This is a genomic window from Cobetia sp. 1CM21F, assembly GCF_023161745.1.
In the GTDB taxonomy this organism is placed as follows: domain Bacteria; phylum Pseudomonadota; class Gammaproteobacteria; order Pseudomonadales; family Halomonadaceae; genus Cobetia; species Cobetia amphilecti.
In genome coordinates, this window is sequence record NZ_JALNTQ010000002.1 from 1,226,448 (window position 1) to 1,253,032 (window position 26,585).

At 63.1% G+C, this 26,585-nt stretch carries 19 protein-coding genes and 6 tRNA genes; 17 read left to right on the forward strand and 8 right to left on the reverse strand.

All coding sequences use genetic code 11. The annotated features are described in order from the left end of the window. Positions 1-92: 92 nt before the first annotated feature. The 7 genes from lolB to ychF all read left to right on the forward strand — a co-directional run bounded on the left by lolB (position 93) and on the right by ychF (position 5,603). Positions 93-737 carry a lipoprotein insertase outer membrane protein LolB gene (gene lolB, locus MSG32_RS10940; protein WP_248379549.1) on the forward strand — a complete coding sequence of 215 codons (645 nt, stop codon included), beginning with the start codon at positions 93-95 and terminating at the stop codon, positions 735-737. Positions 738-793: 56 nt separating this feature from the next. Further along, positions 794-1,666, forward strand: coding sequence for a 4-(cytidine 5'-diphospho)-2-C-methyl-D-erythritol kinase (gene ispE / locus MSG32_RS10945; protein ID WP_248379552.1), 873 nt, complete (start codon positions 794-796; stop codon positions 1,664-1,666). 29 nt (positions 1,667-1,695) lie between these two features. Continuing rightward, positions 1,696-1,770, forward strand: a tRNA-Gln gene (locus MSG32_RS10950). Positions 1,771-1,842: 72 nt separating this feature from the next. Continuing rightward, positions 1,843-2,784 carry a ribose-phosphate pyrophosphokinase gene (locus MSG32_RS10955; protein ID WP_024951375.1) on the forward strand — a complete coding sequence of 314 codons (942 nt, stop codon included), beginning with the start codon at positions 1,843-1,845 and terminating at the stop codon, positions 2,782-2,784. A 179-nt stretch (positions 2,785-2,963) separates the two neighbouring features. Beyond that, entirely contained in the window at positions 2,964-3,599 is a 636-nt protein-coding gene (locus MSG32_RS10960) for a 50S ribosomal protein L25/general stress protein Ctc (RefSeq protein ID WP_248379555.1), read from the forward strand. A gap of 29 nt (positions 3,600-3,628) precedes the next feature. After that, complete coding sequence (pth, locus tag MSG32_RS10965; protein ID WP_043335900.1) at positions 3,629-4,213, forward strand: aminoacyl-tRNA hydrolase; 585 nt, start codon at positions 3,629-3,631, stop codon at positions 4,211-4,213. A 298-nt stretch (positions 4,214-4,511) separates the two neighbouring features. Beyond that, positions 4,512-5,603: a redox-regulated ATPase YchF gene (ychF, locus tag MSG32_RS10970; RefSeq protein ID WP_107335448.1), complete on the forward strand. Its 1,092-nt coding sequence runs from the start codon at positions 4,512-4,514 to the stop codon at positions 5,601-5,603. Between the two features lie 185 nt (positions 5,604-5,788). On the opposite strand, the gene MSG32_RS10975 is transcribed toward ychF, so the two are convergent. After that, positions 5,789-6,739 carry a LysR family transcriptional regulator gene (locus MSG32_RS10975; RefSeq protein WP_248379557.1) on the reverse strand — a complete coding sequence of 317 codons (951 nt, stop codon included), beginning with the start codon at positions 6,737-6,739 and terminating at the stop codon, positions 5,789-5,791. 182 nt (positions 6,740-6,921) lie between these two features. Here MSG32_RS10975 and MSG32_RS10980 point away from each other — a divergent pair, with 182 nt between their 5' ends. Together MSG32_RS10980 and MSG32_RS10985 are read left to right on the forward strand one after the other, a co-directional pair. Next, positions 6,922-8,256 (forward strand): D-amino acid dehydrogenase, encoded by a 1,335-nt coding sequence (locus tag MSG32_RS10980; RefSeq protein WP_248379559.1) that lies wholly within the window; start codon positions 6,922-6,924, stop codon positions 8,254-8,256. An 81-nt stretch (positions 8,257-8,337) separates the two neighbouring features. Then, positions 8,338-8,414 (forward strand) — tRNA-Met (locus MSG32_RS10985). 213 nt (positions 8,415-8,627) lie between these two features. Here the strand turns inward: MSG32_RS10985 and MSG32_RS10990 are convergent. Continuing rightward, a complete protein-coding gene (locus tag MSG32_RS10990; protein WP_248379562.1) occupies positions 8,628-9,956 on the reverse strand; it encodes a M18 family aminopeptidase in 1,329 nt (442 codons plus the stop codon). Between the two features lie 293 nt (positions 9,957-10,249). On the opposite strand from MSG32_RS10990, the gene MSG32_RS10995 reads away from it, so the two are divergent. Beyond that, positions 10,250-12,358 (forward strand): carboxy terminal-processing peptidase, encoded by a 2,109-nt coding sequence (locus MSG32_RS10995; protein ID WP_248379565.1) that lies wholly within the window; start codon positions 10,250-10,252, stop codon positions 12,356-12,358. A gap of 517 nt (positions 12,359-12,875) precedes the next feature. Here MSG32_RS10995 and MSG32_RS11000 read toward each other — a convergent pair. From MSG32_RS11000 to MSG32_RS11020, 5 genes are all read right to left on the reverse strand, one after another. Further along, a tRNA-Asn gene (locus MSG32_RS11000) sits at positions 12,876-12,951 on the reverse strand. A gap of 108 nt (positions 12,952-13,059) precedes the next feature. Then, positions 13,060-13,135, reverse strand: a tRNA-Asn gene (locus tag MSG32_RS11005). Between the two features lie 78 nt (positions 13,136-13,213). Next, positions 13,214-13,289: transfer RNA gene (locus MSG32_RS11010), tRNA-Asn, on the reverse strand. Positions 13,290-13,463: 174 nt separating this feature from the next. Then, positions 13,464-13,540 (reverse strand) — tRNA-Met (locus tag MSG32_RS11015). Positions 13,541-13,626: 86 nt separating this feature from the next. Then, complete coding sequence (locus MSG32_RS11020) at positions 13,627-14,523, reverse strand: choline ABC transporter substrate-binding protein (RefSeq protein ID WP_225996482.1); 897 nt, start codon at positions 14,521-14,523, stop codon at positions 13,627-13,629. Positions 14,524-14,993: 470 nt separating this feature from the next. On the opposite strand from MSG32_RS11020, the gene betI reads away from it, so the two are divergent. The 4 genes from betI (at position 14,994) to MSG32_RS11040 (ending at position 22,107) form a co-directional block, all read left to right on the forward strand. After that, the gene (gene betI, locus MSG32_RS11025) at positions 14,994-15,650 is read left to right on the forward strand and encodes a transcriptional regulator BetI (protein ID WP_248379567.1); all 657 of its coding nucleotides are present in this window, start codon (positions 14,994-14,996) and stop codon (positions 15,648-15,650) included. Continuing rightward, positions 15,643-17,124, forward strand: coding sequence for a betaine-aldehyde dehydrogenase (betB, locus tag MSG32_RS11030; RefSeq protein ID WP_248379569.1), 1,482 nt, complete (start codon positions 15,643-15,645; stop codon positions 17,122-17,124). The genes betI and betB overlap by 8 nt, the downstream gene beginning before the upstream one ends. A gap of 401 nt (positions 17,125-17,525) precedes the next feature. Then, on the forward strand, positions 17,526-19,241 hold the full coding sequence (gene betA / locus MSG32_RS11035) for a choline dehydrogenase (RefSeq protein ID WP_248379582.1): 1,716 nt from the start codon (positions 17,526-17,528) through the stop codon (positions 19,239-19,241). A gap of 397 nt (positions 19,242-19,638) precedes the next feature. Then, on the forward strand, positions 19,639-22,107 hold the full coding sequence (locus tag MSG32_RS11040) for an acyl-CoA dehydrogenase (RefSeq protein WP_248379584.1): 2,469 nt from the start codon (positions 19,639-19,641) through the stop codon (positions 22,105-22,107). A 139-nt stretch (positions 22,108-22,246) separates the two neighbouring features. Here MSG32_RS11040 and MSG32_RS11045 read toward each other — a convergent pair whose 3' ends face one another. Beyond that, entirely contained in the window at positions 22,247-22,834 is a 588-nt protein-coding gene (locus tag MSG32_RS11045; protein WP_054555137.1) for a hypothetical protein, read from the reverse strand. A gap of 365 nt (positions 22,835-23,199) precedes the next feature. On the opposite strand from MSG32_RS11045, the gene ugpB reads away from it, so the two are divergent. The 3 genes from ugpB to ugpE all read left to right on the forward strand — a co-directional run bounded on the left by ugpB (position 23,200) and on the right by ugpE (position 26,494). After that, positions 23,200-24,570 (forward strand): sn-glycerol-3-phosphate ABC transporter substrate-binding protein UgpB, encoded by a 1,371-nt coding sequence (gene ugpB, locus MSG32_RS11050; protein WP_248379587.1) that lies wholly within the window; start codon positions 23,200-23,202, stop codon positions 24,568-24,570. A gap of 203 nt (positions 24,571-24,773) precedes the next feature. Beyond that, entirely contained in the window at positions 24,774-25,649 is an 876-nt protein-coding gene (gene ugpA / locus MSG32_RS11055; RefSeq protein ID WP_043335922.1) for a sn-glycerol-3-phosphate ABC transporter permease UgpA, read from the forward strand. After that, a complete protein-coding gene (gene ugpE / locus MSG32_RS11060; protein WP_043335925.1) occupies positions 25,649-26,494 on the forward strand; it encodes a sn-glycerol-3-phosphate ABC transporter permease UgpE in 846 nt (281 codons plus the stop codon). The genes ugpA and ugpE overlap by 1 nt, the downstream gene beginning before the upstream one ends. Positions 26,495-26,585: the final 91 nt, after the last annotated feature.

Sequence of the window (26,585 nt, forward strand, 5' to 3'; positions counted from 1 at the left end):
GCCCACTGGCGAGTCCATTATCCTGACTCGTCAGTGAGTGGAGTCTCACTCACCGTCACTCATCTTCTCGCCATCCGGAAGGCCTTCGCGTCATGATCACTTCTCCCCTGTCACTTCCCCTGCTGAGCCAGGCACGCCGTCTGCTCGGGCCAGCCCTGCTGGCCATGACACTGGTACTCAGCGGCTGCGCCAGCCAGATGGCCAGCGACAATGCCGGTGATCTGACACGCAGCGACGGCGACTGGCAGCAACAGGACGCGCAACTTGCCGCCCTGACCCACTGGCAGCTGGCAGGCAAGGTCGGCATTCGCACTCCCGAGGAAGGCCATAGCGCCAACCTCGACTGGCAGCAGGACGGCGATGACTACCACATGCTGATCACCGGACCGCTGGGTGCGGGGCGCACGGCCCTGGTGCGCGACGCCGATGGTGTGCGCCTCTCCTCCTCCGAGGGCGACTTCGAGGCCCCGGATGCCGAGAGCCTGATGCTGGCGCAACTGGGCTGGTCATTGCCGCTGGGCGCCCTCGACAACTGGGTGCGCGGCGTACCGGCCGCTGGCGAGCATGACATCGAGACAGATCAACTTGGCTTCCCGACCACTCTCTACCAGGACGGCTGGGAAGTGGACTATCAGGATTGGACCCGCGCCGAAGGCCTGTGGCTGCCGCGCAAGATGAAACTCTACTACGGCGACCTCACCGCCACTCTGATCGTCAACCAGTGGCAGGCGCTGTGATCGTGACACCTTCTCCTTCTTCCATGACGACCCCGACAGCCGCATCCGCATCGCCCATGACTCTCACGCTGCCTGCTCCGGCCAAGCTCAACCGCATGCTGCATATCACGGGCCAGCGTGCCGATGGCTATCACGAGCTGCAGACGCTGTTCCAGTTTCTCGAGCACGGCGACAGCCTCAGCTTCACGCTGCGCGACGATGAGGCCATCCGCCTCTCACCGCCTATTGAAGGCGTGCCCGAAGAGGCCAACCTGGTCGTGCGCGCCGCGCGCCTGCTGCGAGAAGCCGCACATGCGCAGGGCAAGGTCGCGTCACCCACCGCATTGCCCGGTGTCGATATCACGCTGGAGAAAGTGCTGCCGATGGGTGGCGGCCTGGGGGGCGGCAGCAGCGACGCCGCCACGACCCTGCTGGCGCTGGACAGACTCTGGGGGCTTGAGCTTGGCGAAGACGCCCTCGCCGAGCTCGGCCTGTCGCTCGGCGCGGATGTGCCGGTATTCGTGCGCGGCTTCGCCGCCTGGGCCGAAGGCATCGGTGAACGCCTGGTGCCAGCCCCGCTGGACACCCCATGGTTCGTGGTGATCCACCCCGGTGTCGAGGTCGCGACACCCGCCGTGTTCGGCCACCCGCAATTGACACGTTCCAGCCTCGCGATTAGTATGGCGCGCGCACTGCAGGGGGGCCGCAACGACTGTGAAGTCGTGGTGCGCACTTTGTACCCGGCAGTCGCCGACGCCCTGGACTGGCTGGACCAGTTCGGCACCGCCAGACTGACGGGCACCGGCGCCTGTGTGTTCTGTGCGTTTGACGACGCACGACAGGCCAGCGAGGTGCTGGGTCGACTCGAACTCGAGCGCCCGATGTGGCACGCCTTCTCGGCACGCGGTTGCAATATCTCCCCTCTACATGCCGCTCTGGCTTCGGCCTGAGCACAGCAACTGGTTGAAGTGAACGTTGCTGGGGTATCGCCAAGTGGTAAGGCACCGGTTTCTGGTACCGACATTCCCAGGTTCGAATCCTGGTACCCCAGCCAATCCTGGCCGTTCCCGGTCAACCCGGAATTCTCCACTCCCGAGATCCCACAAGACTCCAAAGGTGGCTGCGCGTGTCAAAACTGATGGTATTCGCGGGGAATGCCAATCCCGCTCTCGCCCGCAAGGTAGCTGAAGCCCTCGATACCCGCCTGGGCCATGCAACCGTCGGTCAGTTCAGCGATGGCGAGATTGCGGTAGAAATCAACGAAAACGTTCGCGGCAAGGACGTCTTCATCATGCAGTCCACCTGCGCACCGACCAACGACAACCTGATGGAGCTGATCCTGATGGTGGATGCGTTGCGTCGTGCGTCTGCGGCGCGTATCACTGCGGTCGTACCCTACTTCGGCTACGCCCGTCAGGACCGCCGCGTGCGCTCTGCGCGCGTGCCGATCTCGGCGAAGGTGGTCGCGGACATGATGGTCAAGGCTGGCGTCAATCGCGTCATGACCATGGACCTGCATGCCGACCAGATCCAGGGCTTCTTCGATGTGCCGGTGGACAACGTCTACGGCTCACCGATCCTGCTCGACGACATCGAACGTCAGAACTATGACAACCTGATCGTCGTCTCCCCGGATGTGGGCGGCGTGGTACGTGCCCGTGCCATCGCCAAGCAGCTCAACTGCGAGCTGGCCATCATCGACAAGCGTCGTCCCCAGGCCAACCAGGCCCAGGTGATGAACATCATCGGTGATATCAAGGGCCGCACCTGCGTGCTGGTCGACGACATGATCGATACCGCCGGCACCCTGTGCAAGGCGGGCGAGGCACTCAAGGATCATGGCGCCAACCGCGTCGTGGCCTATGCGTCCCACGCGATCCTGTCCGGCCCGGCGGTCGACAACATCACCAATTCCGTCCTCGACGAAGTGGTGGTTGCCGACACCATCCCGCTGTCCGACGCCGCGCGTCGTTCCGGCAAGATCCGCCAGCTGACTGTCGCTGGCCTGATCGCCGAGGCGATCCGTCGCGTCAGCAACGAAGAATCCGTCAGCGCAATGTTCCACTGAGTCCTGCCGGCGGGCCCTGCTCGCCGCTGCTCGCGGAACAGGCACTGACAACGGCGGATGATCCATCATCCGCCGACAAGCGGCCGGCCCGGAAATCTCCGGGCCGGCCTCATGGATCCGGTAGCGCTCTGGTCGCGGGGGCTACCGGATTCTCATTAGACCCTTGAGGTATCTGCAAAATGAAACTGTTCAAACTGAATGCTGAAGTTCGTGAAGACCTGGGGAAAGGTGCGAGCCGCCGCCTGCGTCGTACGAACGACTTCGTGCCGGCCATCATCTACGGTGCCGACCAGGCTCCGACTCCGGTCATGATCGACAAGCCGAGCCTGTACAAGGCGGTTGACGATGAGGCGTTCTACACCTCCATCATCACCCTGAACGTTGCAGGCAAGACCGAGAAAGTCGTCATCCGTGACCTGCAGCGTCACCCGTTCAAGCCGCTGCTGACTCACGTCGACTTCCTGCGTATCGATCCGACCCACAAACTGACCATGAACGTGCCGCTGCACATCACTGGTCAGGAAGCCTGTGTCGGTGTCAAGGACCAGGACGGCGTCCTGCACGTCCTGGCGACTGACGTCGAAATCAGCTGCCTGCCGGAAGCCCTGCCGGAATACCTGGAGCTGGACGTGTCCAAGCTGGAAGTTGGCCACACCCTGCACCTGTCCGACATCGCTCTGCCGGAAGGCGCCGAGTCCGTTGCCCTGTCCCACGGTGCCGATCACGACACCGCTGTGGTCAACGTCACTCGTCCGAACATCTCTGCTGACGCAGAAGATGCTGCTGAAGGCGAAGAAGCACCTGCTGCAGAATAACGCAGCCTGACCAAGGAGCCAGACAGCGCATGTCACGAGTGAAAGCGATCATCGGCCTCGGTAACCCGGGGAACGAATACGAAGACACCCGTCACAATGCCGGCGTCTGGCTCCTTGACGCTCTTGCGCGCCACGGTCACACCACGTTGCGTCCGGAACGCAAGTTCCATGGCCAATACGCGAAGGTCCACTTCGCCGGTCAGGATCTGCATTTGCTGTTCCCATCGACGTTCATGAATCGCAGCGGTCAGGCCGTGGCCGCATTGTGCAACTTCTACAAGCTCGCCCCGGATGAGCTGCTCGTCGCCCACGATGAGCTGGACATCGACCCCGGCACCGCCCGCTACAAGCAGGGTGGCGGCCATGGCGGTCACAACGGGTTGCGCGACATCATCAGTGCACTGGGCAACGACAAGTCGTTCCATCGTGCCCGCATCGGCATCGGCCACCCCGGCAATGCCAAGCTGGTGACCAACTTCGTGCTCGGACGTCCCGGCAAGGCTGAACGCCAGGCCATCGACGACGCCATCGACGAAGTGGTGATGACCCTCCCCGACGCCATCAGTGGCGAATGGGCACGGGCCATGAATCGCCTGCATTCCTTCAAGAGCTGAACCTCTGCATCACCCGGTACCACCCCTCTCCGAATTTCGGTGATTCGCTCAGCGCATCACCTCGCTTGCGTGCGCGCATCTCGCCACGCGATCAGCAGCAAAAGGCATCATTTGTCGCGCGACATGCGCCCAATGGATGACCTCGGCGGCATGAGGCCTTACACTTCCCGCCTGTCTTCATTCCGTGCCTGCCCACTCGTTTCCCCGCATGCCCAGTGCCCGTGCACTCAGAGCCTGCTGGTCGAGACGACTGCCAGTGCCACGCCCCATTCGATACGTCACACCAGGATCTAGCGCCATGGGTTTCAATTGCGGCATCGTCGGCCTGCCGAACGTCGGCAAGTCCACTCTCTTCAATGCACTGACCAAGTCGGGCATTGACGCCGAGAACTTCCCCTTCTGCACCATCGAGCCGAACACCGGTATCGTGCCGATGCCTGACCCTCGCCTGAACGCGCTGGCCGAGATCGTCAAGCCGGAGAAGGTGATCCCGACCACCATGGAATTCGTCGATATCGCGGGTCTGGTCGCGGGCGCTTCCAAGGGCGAAGGTCTGGGCAACAAGTTCCTGGCCAACATCCGCGAGACCGACGCCATCGCCCACGTGGTGCGTTGCTTCGAGGATGACAACGTCATCCACGTCGCCAACCACGTCGACCCGGCCGCCGACATCGAGACCATCAACATCGAGCTGGCCCTGGCCGATCTCGACAGCGTCGAGCGCAGCATCCAGCGTCTGGCCCGTGTCGCCAAGGGCGGCGACAAGGAAGCCATCGCCACCAAGGCCGTGCTGGAACGCATCCAGCCGCACCTGGCCGAAGGCCAGCCGCTGCGCAGCTTCGGTCTCAGCGATGACGACCTGAAGATCGTGCGCGGTTTCGGCTTCCTGACCCTCAAGCCGACCATGTACATCGCCAACGTCAGCGAGGAAGGCTTCGAGAACAATCCCTACCTCGATATCGTGCGCGGCATTGCCGCCAACGAAGGCGCCAGCGTCGTGCCGGTATGCAACAAGATCGAAGCCGAGATCGCCGAGCTGGACGAGGAAGAGCGCGAGATGTTCCTCGACGAGCTGGGCATGGAAGAGCCGGGCCTGGACCGCGTCATCCGCGCCGGTTACGAGCTGCTGGGTCTGCAGACCTACTTCACCGCTGGCGTGAAGGAAGTGCGTGCCTGGACCGTCAAGATCGGCGCTACCGCACCGGAAGGCGCTGGTGTCATCCACACCGACTTCCAGAAAGGCTTCATCCGTGCCGAAGTCATCTCCTATGACGACTTCATCGCCTACAAGGGCGAGCAAGGCGCCAAGGATGCCGGCAAGTGGCGCCTGGAAGGCAAGGACTACATCCTCAAGGATGGCGACGTGGTGCACTACCGCTTCAATGTCTGATGGCTCACCGGTGCCCGGCGACGCCCAGGCCCAGCTGACGCCCTGACAGCCTGTCCTGACAGAACGGCCCTGATCTCTCACGAGGTCAGGGCCGTTCTGCGTTGTGGTGCGGCAAACGGTTCAATCAGGGGCACCGATCAAGCCGTGGAGGTCTTAACCAACAGAGAGCTCAACCAGCGAAGGGCTCAGACCGCTGAGGGCTCTGCCAGCGGCACCTGCAGCCACTGCGCGGCCTGCCTGGCGAGCTGGTCCGCCAGTGACTGCGCCAGCCGCGAACGCCCCGCCTCGCGTCGCCACACGGCACTCAGCACCAGCTCACCCGCCTGGGGCAGCTGACGAGCGCTCAAGCCGCGCTCCGTAGTGGCGGCATGCGCCGTGATCGCATCGACCACCGCCAGCCCCTCCCCCGCCTGAACCAGCGCCGCCGCCAGTGGATAGGTCTGCACACGCGTCACGATGCGCGGTGAGGATGGCAAAGCGCTTGAAGCTTCCTGCGCCACGCTCGCCAGCAGACCATCGAGTCGCCGCGCCAGCGGGTCGTGCGCTCCCAGCGCGATCAGGCGCTGACCGGCAAGCTCCGCCACCGTCATCGGCGTCTGCTGACAGTCCTGTGCCCAATACCCTGCGGGCCCGAGCACCAGTAGCGGCATGCGCACCAGCGGACGCGTCATCAGCGCAGGATGCGTCGGCGCACTCAGCGTGAAGGCGATATCGACCTCATGCAGCAACAGGGCATCGACGATCTCGCGGGTATGCTGGGTCGCCAGCTCACAGCTGACCCGCGGCTGACGCCGGCGCCACTGACCCAGCGCCTGCGGCAACAATTGCTGGGCGATGGCAGGCGTTGCCACCACCTTGAGCGTGCGTGCCTCGCCCTCACGCAAGCCATCGACCAGCCGTCTCACATCGTTCAGCTGACCGAGCATTCCCTGACTGGCCGCTTCCAGCTTGCGCGCCTCCTCGGTGGGATGAAGCTGCCCTGCACTGCGCGTGAACAGCGTGATGCCCCACTGGCGCTCGACCTGCTGCAGCGCCTTGCTCGCCGCTGGCTGGGAGATATGCAGCAACCGCGCCGCGCCGGTCACGCTACCGGCCTGCAGGACGGCGTGAAAGATCTCCAGGTCCCTGAGCCGCATGCGCTATCTCCCTGTCCGGTTGTCTAGAGGGCTAACTTGAGGGCGCACTTGAGCGCCTGCGCATCAGGTTACCCCATAACCTCGGGTTATGGCGCAGCACATCCTTTTCATTCGCCACTCACGCCAGCGACCGGCAAGCTCGAACACAACGCAACACGACCTTCACGACCCGGGAGCCCAGCATGCAACGCCACGTGACCGTCATCGGAGGCGGCGTGATCGGCCTCGCCAGTGCCCACGCCCTGGTACGCGCCGGCCACTGCGTGACCCTGATCGACGCCCATGCCGAGGTCGCCAGTGAGACCAGCCACGCCAATGGCGGCCAGCTGAGCTATCGCTATGTGGCGCCACTGGCCGATAGCGGCGTGCCCCGCCAGGCCATCAAGTGGCTTTTGGCAGGCAATGAGGCACCGCTGAAACTGCGCCCGAATCTGGACCCCGCACAATGGCGCTGGATGGCCCGCTTTGTGGCCGCCTGCAATCACCGCACCCATCAGGCCAGCGCAGCGCAGATGCTCTCGCTGGCTCTGCACAGCCAGGCGATCATGAGCGAGTGGCGCACTCGAGATGCGCTCGGCGACTTCGCCTGGCAGCAGCGCGGCAAGCTGGTGATCCACCGTGATCCCAAGGCGCTCGACAAGGCGGCCGCCGCGCGCGTCGCCCCGCAGGACCAGCAGGTGCTCGATGCGCGCCAATGCATCACGTTGGAGCCCTCACTGGCCCATCAGCAAGCCCATCTGTCAGGCGGCATCTTCAGCGCCTCGGACGAGACGGCGGATTGCCATGCCTTCTGTCAGGCGCTGGAGCGCAAGCTGCAGGCTTCCGGGCGCTATACGCGCATCGCCAACACGCGCGTCGCCGCGCTGAGCGCACGCAACGGCCGCATCGAGCAACTCGAGCTCAGACACCTTGATGGCCGCCGAGAATGCCATGCCGTCGAAGAGGTCGTCATCGCGGCCGGCAATCATGCCGCCGAGCTGGTGCGCCCACTGGGCATCCGCCTGCCCCTGCAGCCGCTCAAGGGCTATAGCCTCACCCTGCCACTGGCAGCTGACACCCCCGAGACGGCCGCGCCGCGCATCAGCGTCACCGACTCGGCACGCAAGGTGGTCTATGCCGACCTGGAGTCGTCGGCATCGCGCCAGCTGCGCGTCGCGGCGATGGTGGATATCGGCCAGCAGGAACGCGACAGCTTCCACCCCGAACTGGATGAGCAGCGCATTGCCGCCCTGCGCAAGCTGGCCAGCGCCACCTTCCCCGCAGCCGGCGATTTCGCGCAGGCCACTCCCTGGGCCGGACTGCGCCCCAGTACGCCCAAGGGGCCGCCGATCCTCGGCCGTCCCCGGCAAACGAACAGCCCGGACAATCTGTGGCTGAACGTCGGCCATGGCAGTCTGGGTTTCACGCTGGCCTGCGCCAGTGGCGACCTCATCGCACGCGCCATCTCGCGAGAGGCTCTCCCCAGCTCTCTCTCCGACAGCCTACCTGATGCCCTCGCTGCGCGGCCTGGACGCTAGCCTGATGAATTCCCTGCCACTTTTTCGCGCTGATGCGTTGACAACATCACGGGCAATCCGTAATATTCGCCTCCGTTGGACGGCTACATAGCTCAGCTGGTTAGAGCACATCACTCATAATGATGGGGTCCCCTGTTCAAATCAGGGTGTAGCCACCAACCAAGATTCGAAAGGCCTGACTGCTTGCAGTCAGGCCTTTTTCGTTGTGCGCGATCCATACGCAAGACTCGCGCATCCAGCGCCCTGCGCCGCAATCCTCGAGCCAGGTCACAGACATCAAAAAGGGCGACCCGCAGGCCGCCCTTTTTCCAGGCTCGTCTTTTTACGATATTACGATAAGCGCCCGCTCTCTCAGCACAATCCGGCTCGACTCAATCCAGCTGCTCGCGATTGCAGAAGGCTACCAGCACCTTGATCAGCATGGCGACATCGGCACTGCCGGATGTCTCACGAATCGAGTGCATGCCCCACTGCGGCAGCCCCACATCCAGGGTCGGCACCCCCACCTCACTGGCGGTGATCGGCCCGATGGTACTGCCACAGCCCATGTCGGCACGGCTGACGAAGGTCTGCACCGGCACATCCTGCTCGCGACACATCTCACGGAACAGCCCGGCCGTGGTGCTGTTGGTGGCGTAACGCTGATTGGCATTGACCTTGATGACCGGCCCGGCATTCAACTTCGGCCCATGCCCCGCATCATGCTTGTCCGCGAAATTGGGGTGCACGGCGTGGGCATTATCGCAAGAAATCATCAAGGAGCGCTGCACGAGGCACTGATAGCCTTCTTCGCTGTCCAAGCCGACGTAGTGATTGATGCGCTTGAGCACATCAGCCAGGAAGGGCCCCTGGGCACCACAGGCGCTGGCACTGCCGACTTCCTCATGATCGGTGGTGACGAACAGCGCCCCCTGACTGCCATCAGCCTCCAGCAGAGCCTCGAGACCGACGAAGCAGGACAGCAGATTGTCGAGGCGCGCACTGGTGATCAACTCACCCTTCAGCCCCGACTGCGCCGCCGGCTGCAGATCATGCAGGCCCAGCTCGAAGTCGACGACATCCGCGATTCGCACGCCGTGCTGCTCCTCGATCAGCTCGATCAACAGCGCATTGAAGGCCTCCGCGGGCGTCCCGGCCTCTTTCCCAAGCTGCATGACCACGGCTGACATCTGGGTCTGGGCATTGATGGCACGCCCGCTGTTGACGTCACGATCCAGATGGATCGCCAGGCTCGGCACGCAGGCAAACGGACGCATGACCGTCAGCAGCAGCGTCTCGCGACGACCGTCCGCATGCCGCACCTGGACACGGCCCGCAAGGCCCAGATCGCGATCGAACCAGGTGCTCAGCAACACGCCGCCATAGGTCTCGACGCCCAGCGTCAACCAGCCCTGACTGGCCTGCGCCGGATTGGGCTTCAGGCGCAGACAGGGCGAATCGGTGTGCGCACCGATCATCCGAAGTGAGCTCAGTGACGTATCACCCTTCGGGAGCTGAAAGGCGATCAACGAGGAATCATTGCGCGTGACATAGGCGCGCTCACCGGGCGCCAGCTGCCAGGAAGACGTCTCGCTGAGGCGACGATAGCCCGCCTGTTCAAGACGCTGCGCCATGGAAGCCGTCGCGTGCCACGGCGTGGGAGAAGAAGACAGGAAGTCGAGCAGTGCGGGAACGCGGGAATCCGCAATCGCATGAGTCATGATGGCGTCTGGTCCTCGAAGATATATGCAAGGCACTGTATAAGAAGAAACATGATGGGGAAAACCTGTGACGACCCTTCGATGACATGACTGCCATCCAGTCACCATTCAGCGGGGCGTCGAGAAGCGCGGCATGCCAGCCAAAGCCCTGCGCTGACGGAGTTTTCACAACCCCAACGCATCAACGCCAGACAACTGTGTATGGTGCGTGAGACTGCTACAATGCCCGCTCGACCCCCTGCGGGGAGGTCGTTCAGGGAGCAGAGTGTACATGAATCGGGAGTGCTTCATTGATGAGCCTGTTCGCAAACGTCCGGCGCACGGCATTCGTTGCCCTGTGTCTTGCCATGGCCGGCCCTGCCAGTGCCGCGGTCACCCCTACTGACGCCGATGCACAGGCTGCTCGCGAAGTTGCCGAGTCTTTGCGCTATGGGCATTACGAAGATGTGACCCTGGATGACCACTGGGCCAACCGCGCCTTTACGCAATACCTCAAGACTCTCGACCCCCAGAAAGCCTATCTGCTGGATGCGGACATCAGCGAGTTCAGCGACCTGCGTCACGATTTCGACGACGCCATGGTCGATGGTGATCTCGAGCGTATCTATGGCCTCTACGAGCGCTATCAGCAACGCCTCACCGCACGCCTCACCTGGCTGGTGAAGACGCTGGACGCCAAGCCGAGCTTCGATTTCGACAAGGACGATCGCCTGGCGCTGGACCGCAAGGACAGCCCATGGGCCGATAGCGAACAGGAGCTCGACGAGCTGTGGCGCAAGCGCCTCAAGAATGCCTGGCTATCGATGTCGCTGTCCGACAAGAGCGATGACGAGATCGCCAAGACGCTCAGCGAGCGTTATTCCAACCAGCTCAAGCGCATCAAGCAGACCAACGATGAAGATATCCTGACGCTGGTGATGCATGCCGTGACCGGAAGCATCGACCCGCACAGTGAATACTTCTCGCCGCGCCAGGGCGAATCCTTCGATATCCAGATGAAGCTGTCGCTGGATGGCATCGGCGCCCTGCTGCAATCCGAAGGCGAATACGTCAAGGTCTCGAGTCTCGTGCCCGGTGGCCCTGCCGAGAAGGATGGCGAGCTCAAGCCGGCTGATCGCATCGTGGCCGTCGGCCAGGGTCAGGGCGACAGTGAGTGGACCAACGTGGTCGGCATGCGCCTGGATGACGTCGTGGACCTGATCCGCGGCCCGAAGGGCTCCGTCGTGCGCCTGGAAGTGATTCCGGCCCAGTCGCTGGATGTCACCAAGACGCGTGAACTGGACATCACCCGCGACACCGTCAAGCTCGAGGACCAGGCTGCCAATGCCAAGGTCATCGACGTCAAGCGCGATGACGGCGTCCACAGGATCGGCGTCATTCATGTGCCCGCCTTCTATGTCGATTTCGATGCCTGGCAGGCCGGTGAAGACGACTACCGCAGCACCACTCGCGACGTGGCGCGCCTGATCGACGAACTGAAGGCCAAGCAGGTGGAAGGCATCATTCTCGATCTGCGCAACAACGGCGGCGGCGCCCTGCAGGAAGCCAATTCGATGATCGGCCTGTTCATCGATCGCGGCCCCACCGTGCAGGTGCGTGATGCACGCGGCCGTATCAGCCTCTACGGCGATACCGACGCCGGCACCCACTATGACGGCCCGCTGACCGTGCTGGTCAACCGCCTCTCGGCCTCGGCATCCGAAATCTTCGCCGGTGCGATCCAGGACTACGGCCGCGGCCCGATTCTCGGCAGCCAGACCTTCGGCAAGGGCACGGTGCAGACCATCTCCTCGCTGAGCGAAGGCGAGATCAAGCTGACCCGCGCCAAGTTCTATCGCATCTCCGGCGACTCGACCCAGAACAAGGGTGTGAAGCCGGACATCGCCTTCCCCAGCGTCATCGACCCGCAGGAGATCGGCGAATCCAGCCTCGACTACGCGCTGCCCTGGGACCAGGTGCGCCCGGTGAAGTATCGCCGCTACGGTGATCCGGCACGCTACCTGGCCGCATTGCGCGCCCGCCACCAGAGCCGCGTCGAACAGGACCCCAACTTCAGCTACCTGAAGAGCGAAGTCGCGCTGTCAAAGGCACTGCGCGCGCAGCAGACCAGCATCAGCCTCAATCGTGAGCAGCGCAAACGCGAGATGGATGCCCAGGAAGCCGAGCAGCTGGCACTGGAAAACAAGCGCCGTCGTGCCCTCAATCTCGAGCCACTGACAAGCTTTGCCGAACTCGATGCCGCCAGCGACCACATCTCTTCCCCCGAGAGTGACCCGCAGCAGGAAGCCGATATCGAAGAAGGCAGCACCGACAAGGAAGCCAAGGACCCGATCGATCAGGCCCAGCTTCAGGAAAGTGCCGAGATCCTGCTCGACTACGCCCACCTCACCGGTGATCGCTAGACTCTCGTGATTCACACCACGGCCACCACCTGACGGACACGGTCGACAGCCAAGGCCCCTGCTCTCATGCAACACCGAGCGCAGGGGCTTTTTTCGTGCCACAAAGAAAGCCTGTGGCACGCAGCATCACGGCCGCGCGAGGCAGCAACGCGCGCACAACAATGCACAGGCAGCAACACATACGAAGCAACACATACGGAGCAACGACAAGACAGAAAACGTAGCAGCAGAAACGAAATGGCTAGCATCGCAACGCCAGGCAGCTGCCGCGCAGAGGATGACAGCAGAATGCTGGCGACGCGGGAACATACTCTCGAGGCAGAAAGCACGAAATGCCGAAGCAGCACGAAATACCAAAGCAAGATGCGGAGCAGGAGCGGACTGGCGAGCAGAACTGAGGAAGCAGGGTTTGCGAACAGAGATCAGAAAAAGCACTTGCGGTCAGGGCCAACAAGCAAAGCTCAGGCAGCGATGGTGCGACCAACAGAGAACACGGAGGGAAGCAGGGAAGTGATATTGGCTCCTCGAACAGGACTCGAACCTGTGACCCAATGATTAACAGTCATTTGCTCTACCAACTGAGCTATCGAGGAACAACAAAATATCGATCGATATCAGGGCGATATCAGGGCGATATCGAAGCTGATGACGAGGAACTCATCCATCAGCGTCATTTCCGGCATTGGCAGGAAGCCTTGGATTGGCTCCTCGAACAGGACTCGAACCTGTGACCCAATGATTAACAGTCATTTGCTCTACCAACTGAGCTATCGAGGAACTACCGGAAATCCATCTGTCAGTGACATCATCATGGATGCTATCAGACTGACATTTCAAGCATGCTGCATGTGCTATTGGCTCCTCGAACAGGACTCGAACCTGTGACCCAATGATTAACAGTCATTTGCTCTACCAACTGAGCTATCGAGGAACAACCTTGAACACGCGACGAATTATACGGAAATACTCAATGGCGTCAACCACCTTCGGCCATTCAGACCACCGCAGAACTCGTTCGATTCCTCCTGCCGGATCCACCTCCGAAAGCGCACGAAGCGACATCCAGATGTGACAAGGCCCGCACGGATGCAGGCCTTGGAATCACTGGTGGCTACACCCTGATTTGAACAGGGGACCCCATCATTATGAGTGATGTGCTCTAACCAGCTGAGCTATGTAGCCACACGACGAGGCGTATATTGCAGGTCAGGCTGCTGAATTGCAAGCACTTTTTATCAAAAGCTCAACAGACGAGCCTGACGGGCCGATCAGATCCCCAGCGATGTCTTCACCGCGGCAAGGCCAGGCTGACCCTCCACGGTCTCGACTCCCTTGAGCCAGGCCTCCAGCACCTGAGGGTTCTGCTTGAGCCAACTGGCCGCCGCATCGTCCGGGTCTTCGCCGCCATCCATGATGTCGCCCATCAGCTGGTTTTCCATCTCCAGGGTGAACTCGAGATTGGAAAGCAGGGCCCCGACGTTGGTGCATGCCTCGCTGTAGCCCGCACGAGTATTGGTATACACCGTCGCACCACCCAGATTCGGCCCGAAGTAATCATCGGCCCCTTCCAGATAGCCCATCTCGAAGCGGGTATTCATCGGGTGCGGTTCCCAGCCGAGGAACACGACCCACTCCTCGGCGGCAATCTTCGACTTCACTTCCGCCAGCATGCCGGCTTCCGAGGAGTCGATCATCTCGAACTCGCCCATGCCGAAGGCGTCGTCATCAATCATGTCGGCAATGATCATGTTGCCGTCGTTACCCGCCTCTATCCCGTAGATGCGGCCATCGAACTTCTCGAGATTGTCGGCAAGGTCCGCCACCGAGGTCACGCCGGCATCCAGCACATACTGCGGCACCGCCAGGGTATATTTCGCGCCCTGGAGATTGGCGCGCGGGCGATCGACCTGCCCCTTGTCGATGTAAGGGTCACTGATGGAGGCCATCGAGGGCATCCAGTTGCCCAGGAAGACATCGAAGTCATCATTCTTCATGCCGGCATAGGCGATCGGCACCGAGATGGTGTCAGACGTCGTCTCATAGCCCAGCCCCTCCAGCACGGCACGCGTCAGGGCGGTGGTGGCCGTGATGTCCGTCCAGCCGACTTCGGCGAAACGCACCGTGCGACATTCCTCCGACACGGCGGCCTGAGCCTGATTCGCCATGACCGGCACGGCGAAGACGCCCAGTGCCAACAGCACCTTACCAGGTGATCGTTTCATGCTAACCCCTTGTTTTATTGTTCGTTGTCATTCAACTCTCGACCATCGGCGCAACGTTCAACCTACGTTGAGATCGACATGCTGCCCCTCCATGTTCTACCGCACTGTAGCGCTTTTACCAACCGGACTCTCCAACCCACAGTCTTGAACGCCCGCCTGTCACTGGCTGCCACCGGCCCTTGTTTCCTAGTGCGCCTCCCCTTTGATTGACTCCGAACCGCCCCCCTGACTGCCCCGCCTTGCCTCAACTTGACGCATCGGGAACCAGCCTCTACACTTTTTGTTAATTGAACGTTCAATAAAAACTTTGCGCACGACAGCATGGTGCAGCGCTCGCGGCAAACCGGTGATGATCCAGTACCATGGCCACACCAAGTGTCACACCGACCCGATATACGAAAAGGACTCCGTTGATGCCCAAAGTGGGAATGGAACCTATCCGCCGCCGCCAGTTGATCCAGGCCACCATGCAAGCCATCGATGAGGCAGGACTCGCCGACGCGACCGTGGCCCGTATCGCCCGTCACGCAGGTGTGTCCACCGGCATCATCAGCCACTATTTCGGCGGCAAGGATGGCTTGATGGAAGCCACCATGCGCCAGATTCTCACTGACCTGCGCAGCGCCGTCAGTGAGCGTCGCGCCGCACTGGCCGACGATGACGTCCGCAGCCACCTGCGCGCGGTGATCGACGGCAACTTTGACCGCAGCCAGGTCAATCAGAGCGTCTCCAAGACCTGGCTGGCCTTCTGGGCCTCCAGCATGCACCGCATTCCGCTGGAACGCCTGCAGCGAGTCAACGACAGGCGGCTGATCTCCAATCTGTGTGCCCTGTTCCGCCGCTGCATGCCGCTGAACGAGGCACGTGATGCCGCGGCCGGACTGGCCGCCTTGATCGACGGCCTGTGGTTGCGCGGTACGCTGGACCCGACCGGCCTCGATGTCGAGCGCGCACGCCGCCTCGCCTACGAATATGTCGACTACCAGCTGACACGTCACATGGCAGCATCCCTGAACGCGACAGACTCCCCCACTTCCCCTGAACCCAGTAAGGAGCGCACGCATGGCTAACGGCAACGCAAGCTTCCCGACCCAGACCCTCTACATCGGTGGCCGTCGGGTCGAGGCTACCTCCGGCGAGACCTTCGAGACCGTCAACCCGGCCACCGGCGGAGTCATCGCCGAGATCCAGCAGGCCAGCGGTGCCGACGTCGATACCGCCGTCGAAAGCGCCCTGCAGGGTCAGAAGGTGTGGGCCGCGATGACCGGCATGGAGCGTTCACGCATCCTGCGTCGCGCCGTGGACCTGCTGCGCGAGCGCAACGACGAACTGGCGCTGCTCGAGACACTCGACACCGGCAAGCCGCTGTCCGAGACCGAAGCGGTCGACATCGTCACCGGTGCCGATGCACTCGAGTACTACGCGGGCCTCGCGCCGGCCATCGAAGGCAGCCAGATGCCGCTGCGCCAGGAAGCCTTCGTCTATACCCGCAAGGAGCCGCTGGGCGTCATCGGCGCCATCGGTGCCTGGAACTACCCGATCCAGATCGCCTGCTGGAAGTCTGCCCCGGCTCTCGCCGCCGGCAACGCCATGGTCTTCAAGCCCAGCGAAGTCACTCCGCTGAGCGCACTGAAGCTGGCCGAGATCTTCACCGAAGCCGGCCTGCCGGACGGCGTGTTCAACGTCGTGCAGGGCGATGCCCGCGTCGGCGTGATGCTCACCGAGCACCCGGATATCGCCAAGATCTCCTTCACCGGGGAAGCCGGCACCGGCAAGAAGGTCATGTCCGCGTCCGCCTCTTCCAGCCTCAAGGAAGTCACCATGGAGCTGGGCGGCAAGTCCCCGCTGCTGGTGTTCGCCGACTCCGATCTCGACCGTGCCGCCGACGGCGCCATGATGGCCAACTTCTACAGCTCCGGTCAGGTGTGCACCAACGGCACCCGCGTGTTCGTCGAAGCCAGCGTCAAGGACGCCTTCGAAGCCAAGATCGTCGAGCGCGTCGCGCGCATCAAGGCCGGCGACCCGCAGGACCGCGCCACCACCTTCGGCCCGCTGGTCAGCTTCGAGCACCTGGACAAGGTCGTCTCCTATCTGGAGATCGCCAAGCAGGACGGCGCACGTCTGCTGGTCGGCGGCGAGCGCATGAGCGAAGGCGACTTCGCCAAGGGCGCCTGGGTCGCACCGACCGTCTACACCGACTGCAGCGATGACATGCGCATCGTGCAGGAAGAGATCTTCGGTCCGGTGATGTCCATCCTGTCCTTCGACAGTGAAGAGGAAGTCATCCGTCGCGCCAACGACACCACCTATGGCCTGGCGGCTGGCCTGTTCACCGAGAGCCTGAACCGCGCGCATCGCGTGATTCACCAGCTCGAAGCCGGCATCTGCTGGGTCAACACCTGGGGCGAGTCGCCGTCCGAAATGCCGGTCGGCGGCTACAAGCAGTCCGGTATCGGTCGCGAGAACGGTGTCGAGACGCTGTCTCATTACACCCAGACCAAGTCCGTGCTGATCGAGATGGGCCCGTTCGAGTCCGCCTTCTGAGCCATCACTGGCCACAAGGCCTGATGACAGCAGCACCCTCTGGCGCCAGAGGCTGAAGTACCGGATCTCAAGCCCGGACCTCAAGCACGGGGCCTGAGCACCGGGCCTAAGCACCGGGCCTAAGCACCGGACCTCAAGTACGACAACGCGCCAGATGCCCCACCTGCCGGCATGTCGAACACTCGCCATGCCGGCTGCACGCCGCGTCGTTCGCCAGCGCCGCGCGCAGTGCCCGAATCCCGATGAGTCGTTGAGTCACCGATGGCAGCTTGCTGTCATGCGGTGCCCCGACGGCTCACCACAGACAAGCAAACGTATCCAGCAGCCCGGCAGTGGCCACTCCCCGTCGTGAACGGGGCGTCATGTGCCCGCATGTGGCACCCGATACGAGAGGACCTTCCATGAGCCAATTCGAGCGTGAATACGACTACGTCATCATCGGCGCCGGCAGCGCCGGCAACGTGCTGGCCACCCGCCTGAGCGAAGACGCCGATGTCAGTGTGCTGTTGCTGGAAGCCGGTGGCCGCGACCACCGCTTCGACTTCCGCACCCAGATGCCCGCAGCGCTGGCGTACCCGCTGCAGGGTCAGCGCTACAACTGGGACTTCAAGACCGATCCCGAGCCGCACATGAACAACCGTCGCATGGAATGTGGTCGCGGCAAGGGTCTGGGCGGCTCCTCGTTGATCAACGGCATGTGCTACATCCGCGGCAACGCGCTGGATTACGATAACTGGGCCAAGGACCCCATCCTGGCCGACTGGAACTATCGTGAGTGCCTGCCCTACTTCCGCAAGTGCGAGACGCGCGATATCGGCCCGAATGACTACCATGGCGGCGACGGCCCGGTGTCGGTCACCACGCCCAAGCAGGGCAACAACGAGCTCTACCATGCCTTCATCGCGGCAGGCATCGAGGCAGGCTACCCGGCCACCGAAGACGTCAACGGCTACCAGCAGGAAGGCTTCGGCCCGATGGACCGCTTCGTGACCAGGGAAGGCCGTCGTGCCTCCACCGCGCGCGGCTATCTGGATACCGCCAAGAAGCGCTCCAACGTGACCATCGAGACGCGTGCCACCACCGACGTCATCCTGTTCGAAGGCAAGACGGCGGTCGGCGTGAAGTACGAGCGCAAGGGCCAGGACCACCGCGTGCGTGCGCGCAAGGAAGTGCTGCTGTGCGCCGGCGCCATCGCCTCGCCGCAGATCCTGCAGCGCTCCGGCGTCGGCAACCGTGAACATCTCGAGCCGCTGGGCGTGAAGATGGTCCACCACCTGCCGGGCGTGGGCGAGAACCTGCAGGACCACCTGGAGCTCTACATCCAGTACGAGTGCACCCAGCCGATCTCGCTGTATCCGTCCCTCAAGTGGTACAACCAGCCGCCCATCGGTCTGGAATGGATGCTCAAGGGCACCGGTGTCGGCGCCAGCAACCAGTTCGAGGCCGCCGGCTTCATTCGCAGCGATGACAACGAAGCCTGGCCGAACCTGCAGTATCACTTCCTGCCGATCGCGATCAGCTACAACGGCAAGAGCGCGGTGCAGGGCCACGGCTTCCAGGCGCACGTCGGGTCGATGCGCTCCCAGAGCAAGGGCCGCGTACGCCTGACCTCACTCGATCCCAAGGCCGCGCCGTCGATCTTCTTCAACTACATGGCCGAGGAGCGTGACTGGGAAGAGTTCCGCGCCGCCATCCGCCTGACCCGCGAGATCATCGCCCAGCCCGCGCTGGACCCCTACCGCGGCCGCGAGCTGGCACCGGGTGCCCAGGCGCAGACCGACGCCGAGCTCGACGAGTACGTGCGCAACCACGCCGAGACCGCCTACCACCCGTGTGGCAGCTGCCGCATGGGCAGTGACGAGACTTCAGTGGTCGATGGTGCCGGTCGCGTGCATGGCCTCGACAACCTGCGCGTCGTCGATGCCTCGCTGTTCCCGGTCATCCCGACCGGCAACCTGAATGCGCCGACGATCATGCTGGCCGAGAAGATGGCCGACAAGATTCGTGGCCGCGCGCCGCTGCCGCCCTCCGACGCCGATTACTTCGTGATCGAACCCGGCACGCCGGCCAGGAAGCCCGCCAAGCGCAAGATCGACTCCGCTCCGATCAATGGCTGAGCACTGATCAATGACTGAGCACTGATCAATGACTAAGCACTGATCAATGGCTGAGCACTGATCAACGCCAGAGCCCGTGCGAGTCAACGCCTGCGACAGGTAGTCTGACCTCACGCACGCAAGCGCTATCGATCGTCCAAGGCCCCGCATTGCGGGGCCTTTTTCATGCCTGCCAGACAGCTTTCACTCAGCCCGGTCTGGCGCTCGCCGACTGCCTCCCCCGGGCGACTGCCCTTTTCGAGAATGAATCCGCACACCTTAGACCTTGGACGTACTGCAGGGTCGGGCAACATGGGATACGCTGAAGAGAATTCAAACAACTGTTCTAAACGCATGGCTGCTACGCTGTAGAAACGCCATGCAAAGACACCATCCCTCGCCACCCGGAGATCCTGCCATGACGCAGCTCATCCTCATCCTTGTCGCCGTTGCCGGTCTGTTGACCGTCATGGCACGCGAAGCCGGGGCCCTCGCGGCCATCGGCGTTCTCGCCATCATCGGTATCGTCGGCCTGGCGGTCGACGCGCCGGTACTGGGTTGCCTGCTGCTGATCGGCGCGGCACTGGTCGCGGTGTGTGGCCTGCCGGCCCTGCGCAGCAAGTGGCTCAGCCCGCGCCTGTTCGCGATGTTCAAGAAGGTCTCCCCCAAGGTCTCGGACACCGAGAAGGTGGCGCTGGAAGCCGGCACCGTGTTCTGGGACGCCGAGCTCTTTTCCGGCAAGCCGCAGTGGGACACCCTGACCGCACAGCGCAACGACGGCATCTCCAGCGAAGAGCAGGCCTTCATCGACGATCAATGCTCTGTCGCCTGCGGCATGACCAACAGCTGGGAGATCGCGCGTGAGCGTGCCGATCTGCCCGAAGCGCTGTGGGAATACCTCAAGCGCGAGAAGTTCTTCGGCATGATCATTCCCAAGGAATATGGCGGCCTGGGCTTCTCGGCCAAGGCGCAGTCGCTGGTGCTGCAGAAGCTGGCGGTCAACGAGACGCTGATGGTCACCGTCGGCGTGCCCAACTCCCTCGGCCCGGGCGAGCTGCTGCTCAAGTACGGCAGCGAAGAACAGAAGAACCATTACCTGCCGCGTCTGGCCGATGGCCGCGAGATTCCGTGTTTCGGCCTGACCGGCCCGCGTGCCGGCAGTGACGCGACCTCCATCCCGGACACCGGCATCGTGTGTCGCGGCATGCATGACGGCGAGGAAGTCGTCGGCATTCGCCTGAACTTCGAGAAGCGCTGGATCACCCTGGCGCCGGTCGCCACCGTGGTCGGCCTTGCCTTCCGCATGTTCGACCCCGAGCACCTGCTGGGTGACGTGGAAGACATCGGCATCACCTGCGCCCTGATTCCGCGTGACACCGACGGCATGGACATCGGCCGTCGTCACCACCCGATCGGCGCGCCATTCATGAATGGCCCGATCTTCGGCAAGGACGTCTTCATTCCGCTCAGCTATCTGATCGGCGGTGAGCAGATGGCCGGCCAGGGCTGGAAGATGCTGGTCGAGTGTCTGTCGGTGGGTCGCTGCATCACCCTGCCGTCCGGTTCCGCGGGCATCTCGCGCTACGCACTGGGCTGGAGCGCCGGCTTTGCGCGCATCCGTCGTCAGTTCAATCTGCCGGTGGCCGAGATGGAAGGCGTTCAGGAGCCGCTGGCCCGCATGGCCGCGATGAACTACATCAGCCAGGCGTCGGTGCTGCACACCGCCAACATGATCGACAACGGCCACAAGCCGGCGGTGCCCTCCGCCATCCTCAAGAGCCAGTTGACCGAGATGGCCCGCTCGCTGCTGGCCGATGGCATGGACATCCACGGCGGACGCGGCGTGACGCTTGGCCCGCGCAACTACATCGGCGTGGCCTACGCTGGCACTCCGGTCTCGATCACGGTGGAAGGCGCCAACATCATGACCCGCAACCTGATGATCTTCGGTCAGGGCGCGATCCGCTGCCATCCTTACGTGCTGGAAGAGCTGGCCGCCAAGGACGCCGATGACCTGAACGCCTTCGACAAGGCCTTCTTCCGCCATGCCGGCCTGATCTTCGGCAACGCGGCACGCGCCTTCACCCAGAGCTTCGGCATCGGCGGCAAGGCCACTGGCTTCGACGCCGTCGCCACGCCCTACGCCAGCCACATCAACCGCTTCAGCGCCGCCTTCTCGCTGTCTGCCGATGCAGCCATGGCAAGTCTCGGCTCCAGCCTCAAGGCGCGCGAGATGCTGTCGGCGCGCCTGGGCGACGTGCTCTCCAACCTCTACCTGGCGTCACTGACGCTCAAGCAGTGGCACGAATCCGAGGCCTGCGAACACGAAGAGGCGCTGTTCCACTACAGCATGCAGTGGCTGCTGCACCGCGCGGAAAAGGCACTGGATGAGCTGTTCGCCAACCTGCCCAACCGTGCGCTGGGCACTGCCCTGCGCGTGATCGCCCTGCCGCGTGGCCGTCAGTTCGCCATGCCCAGGGACAGCCTGACCCGCGAGATCGCCCGTGCCGTCTCCACCGACACTGCACTGCGCGCCAAGCTGACCGACAACACCTGGGACGCCCAGGACGAAGGCCAGCAGGACAACGCCCTCGCCCGCTACAACGCGCTGCTCAAGGACTACCCGCGCGCCGAGCCGATCTACAAGGCGCTGGCCAAGGCCTACCACAAGGGCGAGATTCCGGCCGACGCACTGTCACCGGAAGCGCGTATCGAAGCGGCGGTCGAGGCAGGCATCCTGTCCGCCGAGGATGGCGACTTCATGCGCGTCTTCGAAGCCGAGGTACTCGACATGCTGACCGTCGACCACTTCGAATTCGACGCCTTCGTGCGCAAGCCGATGGCGAGTGACGGCACCGCCTCCAACCCGCAGCAGGACGCCGCCTGATGACTGGCCGACGCCCGCTTGATCGGCGCAGGAATTGATCACTGATCACTGATCACTGATCGCTGAACCACAAAGGCCCCGCTCAATGAGCGGGGCCTTTGTCTTGGTGAGCATGTCATTCGCTTGCGTCATCTCATCCTCAGATATGACGCGCGAAGTGCTCCAGGTCACGCACGAAGGCGTTCTTGTAGGTCTCGAAGTCCTTCGGGCGCGCCTTGAAGGAGCGCTTGATGCGCTCGCGGTCCAGGCGCAACGGCGCGTCGAGGGCCGCCAGGTTGCCGACACGCGCCGCCGGATTCATGCCGACCAGCTCGCGCGGTTGATCGCCTTCGGCCTCGGCCTCCAGCCAGTCGTTGATGCCGGCGCGACGCAGCACGCTGACCAGTGAGCTGTCGGTGATGCGCACCTGCAGGCGGCCGTGATCGGACAGCTGGGAGACCAGCGCGATGCCGTGGTCGTGACCGCGATGCACCGTCGGCGTCGCCCATAGCGCCAGATTCAGGCCACGTGCGTTCTCGTCGAGTACCAGCAGCGCGGCAGAGTGGATGCGCTCGGCATCGTCGACCAGCGCGAACAGGCGCGCCATCTCATTCTCGAACCACACCCCACGCACGCCGGCGTAACTCACCAGCGCATCCAGACCCCCTTCGCGGCCATGGACTTCGGCGCACAGCATCGCCAGACAGGCATCACGTCGGGCACCGGCACTCACTTCAACCACTTTCATCGCGTTCTCCGCCACAGGCATTTTCAGCGCGCAAGACTAGCACACTCGCTCGCCGGCCGCTTATTCCGGCCTTGAGTTGCCCCCGGCGCCTTGCTTGCCAGCCTGAGCCGAGCTGGCGACGCCACACACTCGCTGCTCAGTCACAAGTTCAGCCATAAGTTCAGTCATAAGTTCAGCCTCGCTCGAATGAACATCTTCCTGTCACAAAGTTGTAAGGCGGGCGCTATAGAGTCGTCTACGCTTTTCGGACGATCATCAAAAGAACAAGAAAATGTTCACTTGATCGTCGCCATCGATCGTCAGCGGCCAGCGTCCTTCTTCTTTGTTGCGGAAGCTGGCCAGGGGAACCTCTCAGGAGTTTGACCATGCGCCGCCCGACTCATCATGCAAGCACCCGCACGACTGCCACCGCGACTCGTCGCCTCGCCAGCCTCGCGCTGGCCATCGGTTTCGCCTCCGCCTCCGCCAGTGCCCTCGCCGCCACCGAGGTGGAATGGTGGCACGCCATGGGGGGCGGGCTCGGCAAGAAGGTCGACGAGATCGCGGCCGACTTCAATGCAAGCCAGGACGACTACGTCGTCAAGCCGGTCTTCAAGGGCAACTACTCCGAGACCATGACCTCCGCCATCGCCGCCTTCCGCGCCGGCAAGGGCCCGGACATCGTGCAGATCTTCGAGGTCGGCACCGCCACCATGATGAGCGCCAAGGGCGCGATCGTCCCGGTGCATCAGCTGATGGCAGACTTCGCGCCGCAGGAAGGCACCGCCTTCGACCCGAACGCCTACCTGTCTGCCGTCACCGGCTATTACACCGACACCGACGGCAAGATGCTGTCGATGCCGTTCAACTCCTCCACGCCGGTGACCTACTACAACAAGGACGTGCTGGCCAAGGCCGGCGTCGACTCCCTCCCGCAGACCTGGCAGGAAATGGGCGTTGCGCTCAAGAAGGTCGTCGATTCCGGCGCCGCCAGCTGTGGCCTGACCACCACCTGGCCGTCCTGGGTGATGCTGGAGAACTTCTCGGCGCGCAACGACGTGCCCTTCGCCAGCCAGGCCAATGGCTTCGCCGGCACCGATACCCGCCTTGAATTCAACAAGACCGCCGTGGTCGATCACATCCAGCGTCTCGATGACTGGCAGGCCGACAAGCGCTTCGTGTTCGGCGGTCGCTTCGATGACGCGGCGCCCAAGTTCTACTCCGGCGAGTGCGCGATGATGATGGGCTCTTCCGCCAGCTATGCCGGCGTCAAGGAAAGCGCCAAGGGCTTCGAGTTCGGCGTGGCACCGCTGCCCTATGACAGCGACGTGATCGAGACACCGCAGAACTCCATCATCGGTGGCGCGTCGCTGTGGGTGCTGTCCGGTCACAGCGATGAGGAATACCAGGGCGTCGCCAAGTTCTTCCAGTACCTCTCAAAGCCCGAAGTGCAGGCCGACTGGCACCAGTTCACCGGCTATCTGCCGATCACCACTGCCGCGGCAGAGCTGACGCGCGAACAGGGCTTCTACGCCGAGAACCCGGGCACCGACGTCGCCATCACCCAGATGACCTCCGCGACGCCGACCGAGAACTCCAAGGGCCTGCGCCTGGGCAACATGGTGCAGATTCGTGACGTGATCAATGAAGAGCTGGAGAAGATCTTCTCCGGCAAGGAAAGCGTGCAGGACGGTCTCGACAACGCCGTCAAGCGTGGCGATTCGCTGCTCGAGAAGTTCGAACGCGCCAACGGCTGATCATCGCCACACCGGGGGCGGGCCCATGCCGGGCTCGCCCCCCCCCCGCTATTTTCTCCAGCCAGAGAGCGGAAAGCGCATCCGACATCCGGTGTGCTTTCCCTTCTCTCACGGCTTGATGGCGCAGGAGCGGCCGAGGCTTGCCGACTCCGTGCTACCGACGGAACCACCCAGTCCCTCCTTGCTTGCGAGACCCCTGCTGCATGGCCCATTTCAATCGACACCCCATCACGCCCTGGATACTGCTGGCGCCTCAGCTGCTGATCGTGGCCGTGTTCTTCTTCTGGCCGGCCTACCAGGCCATCGAACAGGCCTTCTATGTCGAGGATGCCTTCGGGCTCTCGCGGGAATTCACCGGGCTGAGCAACTTCGTCAGCGTGCTGAGCGAGCCGGAATATCTGACGACACTATGGACGACCACCTATTTCTCCTTTGCGGTGGCCTTCGGCGCCATGGCACTGGCGCTGGGGCTCGCCGTACTGGCCGACCGCGTGCTGCGCGGCGCACACGCCTACAAGACCCTGCTGATCTGGCCCTACGCCGTGGCGCCCGCCGTGGCCGGGGTGCTGTGGCTGTTCCTGTTCGACCCGACGCTGGGCATTCTGCCGGAGCTGCTGTCCGCCATCGGCATCGACTGGAACCACAAGCTCAATGGCGATCAGGCCATGTTGCTGGTGGTGCTGGCCTCGATCTGGAAGCAGATGAGCTACAACTTCGTGTTCTTCCTCGCCGGCCTCCAGGCGATCCCCAAGAGCCTGCTGGAAGCGGCCGCGATGGACCGCGCCGGCCCCTGGCGACGTTTCTGGACCATCACCTTCCCGCTGCTCTCGCCGACCAGCTTCTTCCTGCTGGTGATGAACGTGGTCTACGCCTTCTTCGAGACCTTCGGCACCATCGATGCCACCACCCAGGGCGGTCCGGCCGGCTCGACCCGCACCCTGGTCTACAAGGTCTATGAAGATGGTTTCGTCGGGCAGGACCTGGGCTCGAGTGCTGCCCAGTCCGTGCTGTTGATGGTCATCGTCGGCGTGCTGACGCTGATCCAGTTCAAGTATGTCGAGAAGAAGGTGCAGTACTGATGCGCTACAACCGCCCCGGGCTTGATATCGCAAGCCATGCCCTGCTGATCGTCGGCTGCGCACTGTTCTTCCTGCCGGTCTGGATCGCCTTCAGCGCCAGTACCCACGAGATGGGTGACCTCTACTCCAACGTCGCCCCCGTCTGGATCGGCGAGGCTGGCCTGGACAACTACCGCCAGCTGCTGGCAGACCCGGTCAGCAGTCTCGGCGCCGACGTGATGACCCTGCTGTTCAACTCGATGCTGATGGCACTGGGCATCGCCATCGGCAAGATCATCATCTCGGTGCTGGCCGCCTACGCGATCGTCTTCTTCGAGTTCCGCTTCCGCAAGCTGTGCTTCTGGCTGATCTTCATCACCCTGATGCTGCCGGTGGAGGTGCGTATCCTGCCGACCTTCAAGGTGGTGGCCGACCTCAACATGCTGGACAGCTACGCCGGTCTGATCCTGCCGCTGATCGCCAGCGCCACCGCGACCTTCCTGCTGCGTCAGTTCTACCTGACCATTCCGGCGGAACTGGTCGAGGCCGCGCGCATCGATGGCGCCGGGCCGTGGCGCTTTCTCAAGGACATCCTGCTGCCGCTGTCGAAGACCAACATCGCGGCGCTGTTCGTGATCATGTTCATCTACGGCTGGAACCAGTATCTGTGGCCGCTGCTGATCACCACCGATGCCGACTATCTGACCATCGTCGTCAGCCTCAAGCGCATGCTGACCACCGGTGATGGTCTGGTGCCGTGGCAGGACGTCACCGCCACCACGCTACTGGCCATGGGCCCGCCGGTACTGGTGATCCTGTTCATGCAGCGCTACTTCATCAAGGGCCTGGTGGACAGCGAGAAGTGATCTCGCGCTCCGACCCGCGACACCTCGCCCCAAGCCCCCTGATTCCGTTACGCCGTGATGGACAGACTTGCCCGTCACGCCACCGCTCTGG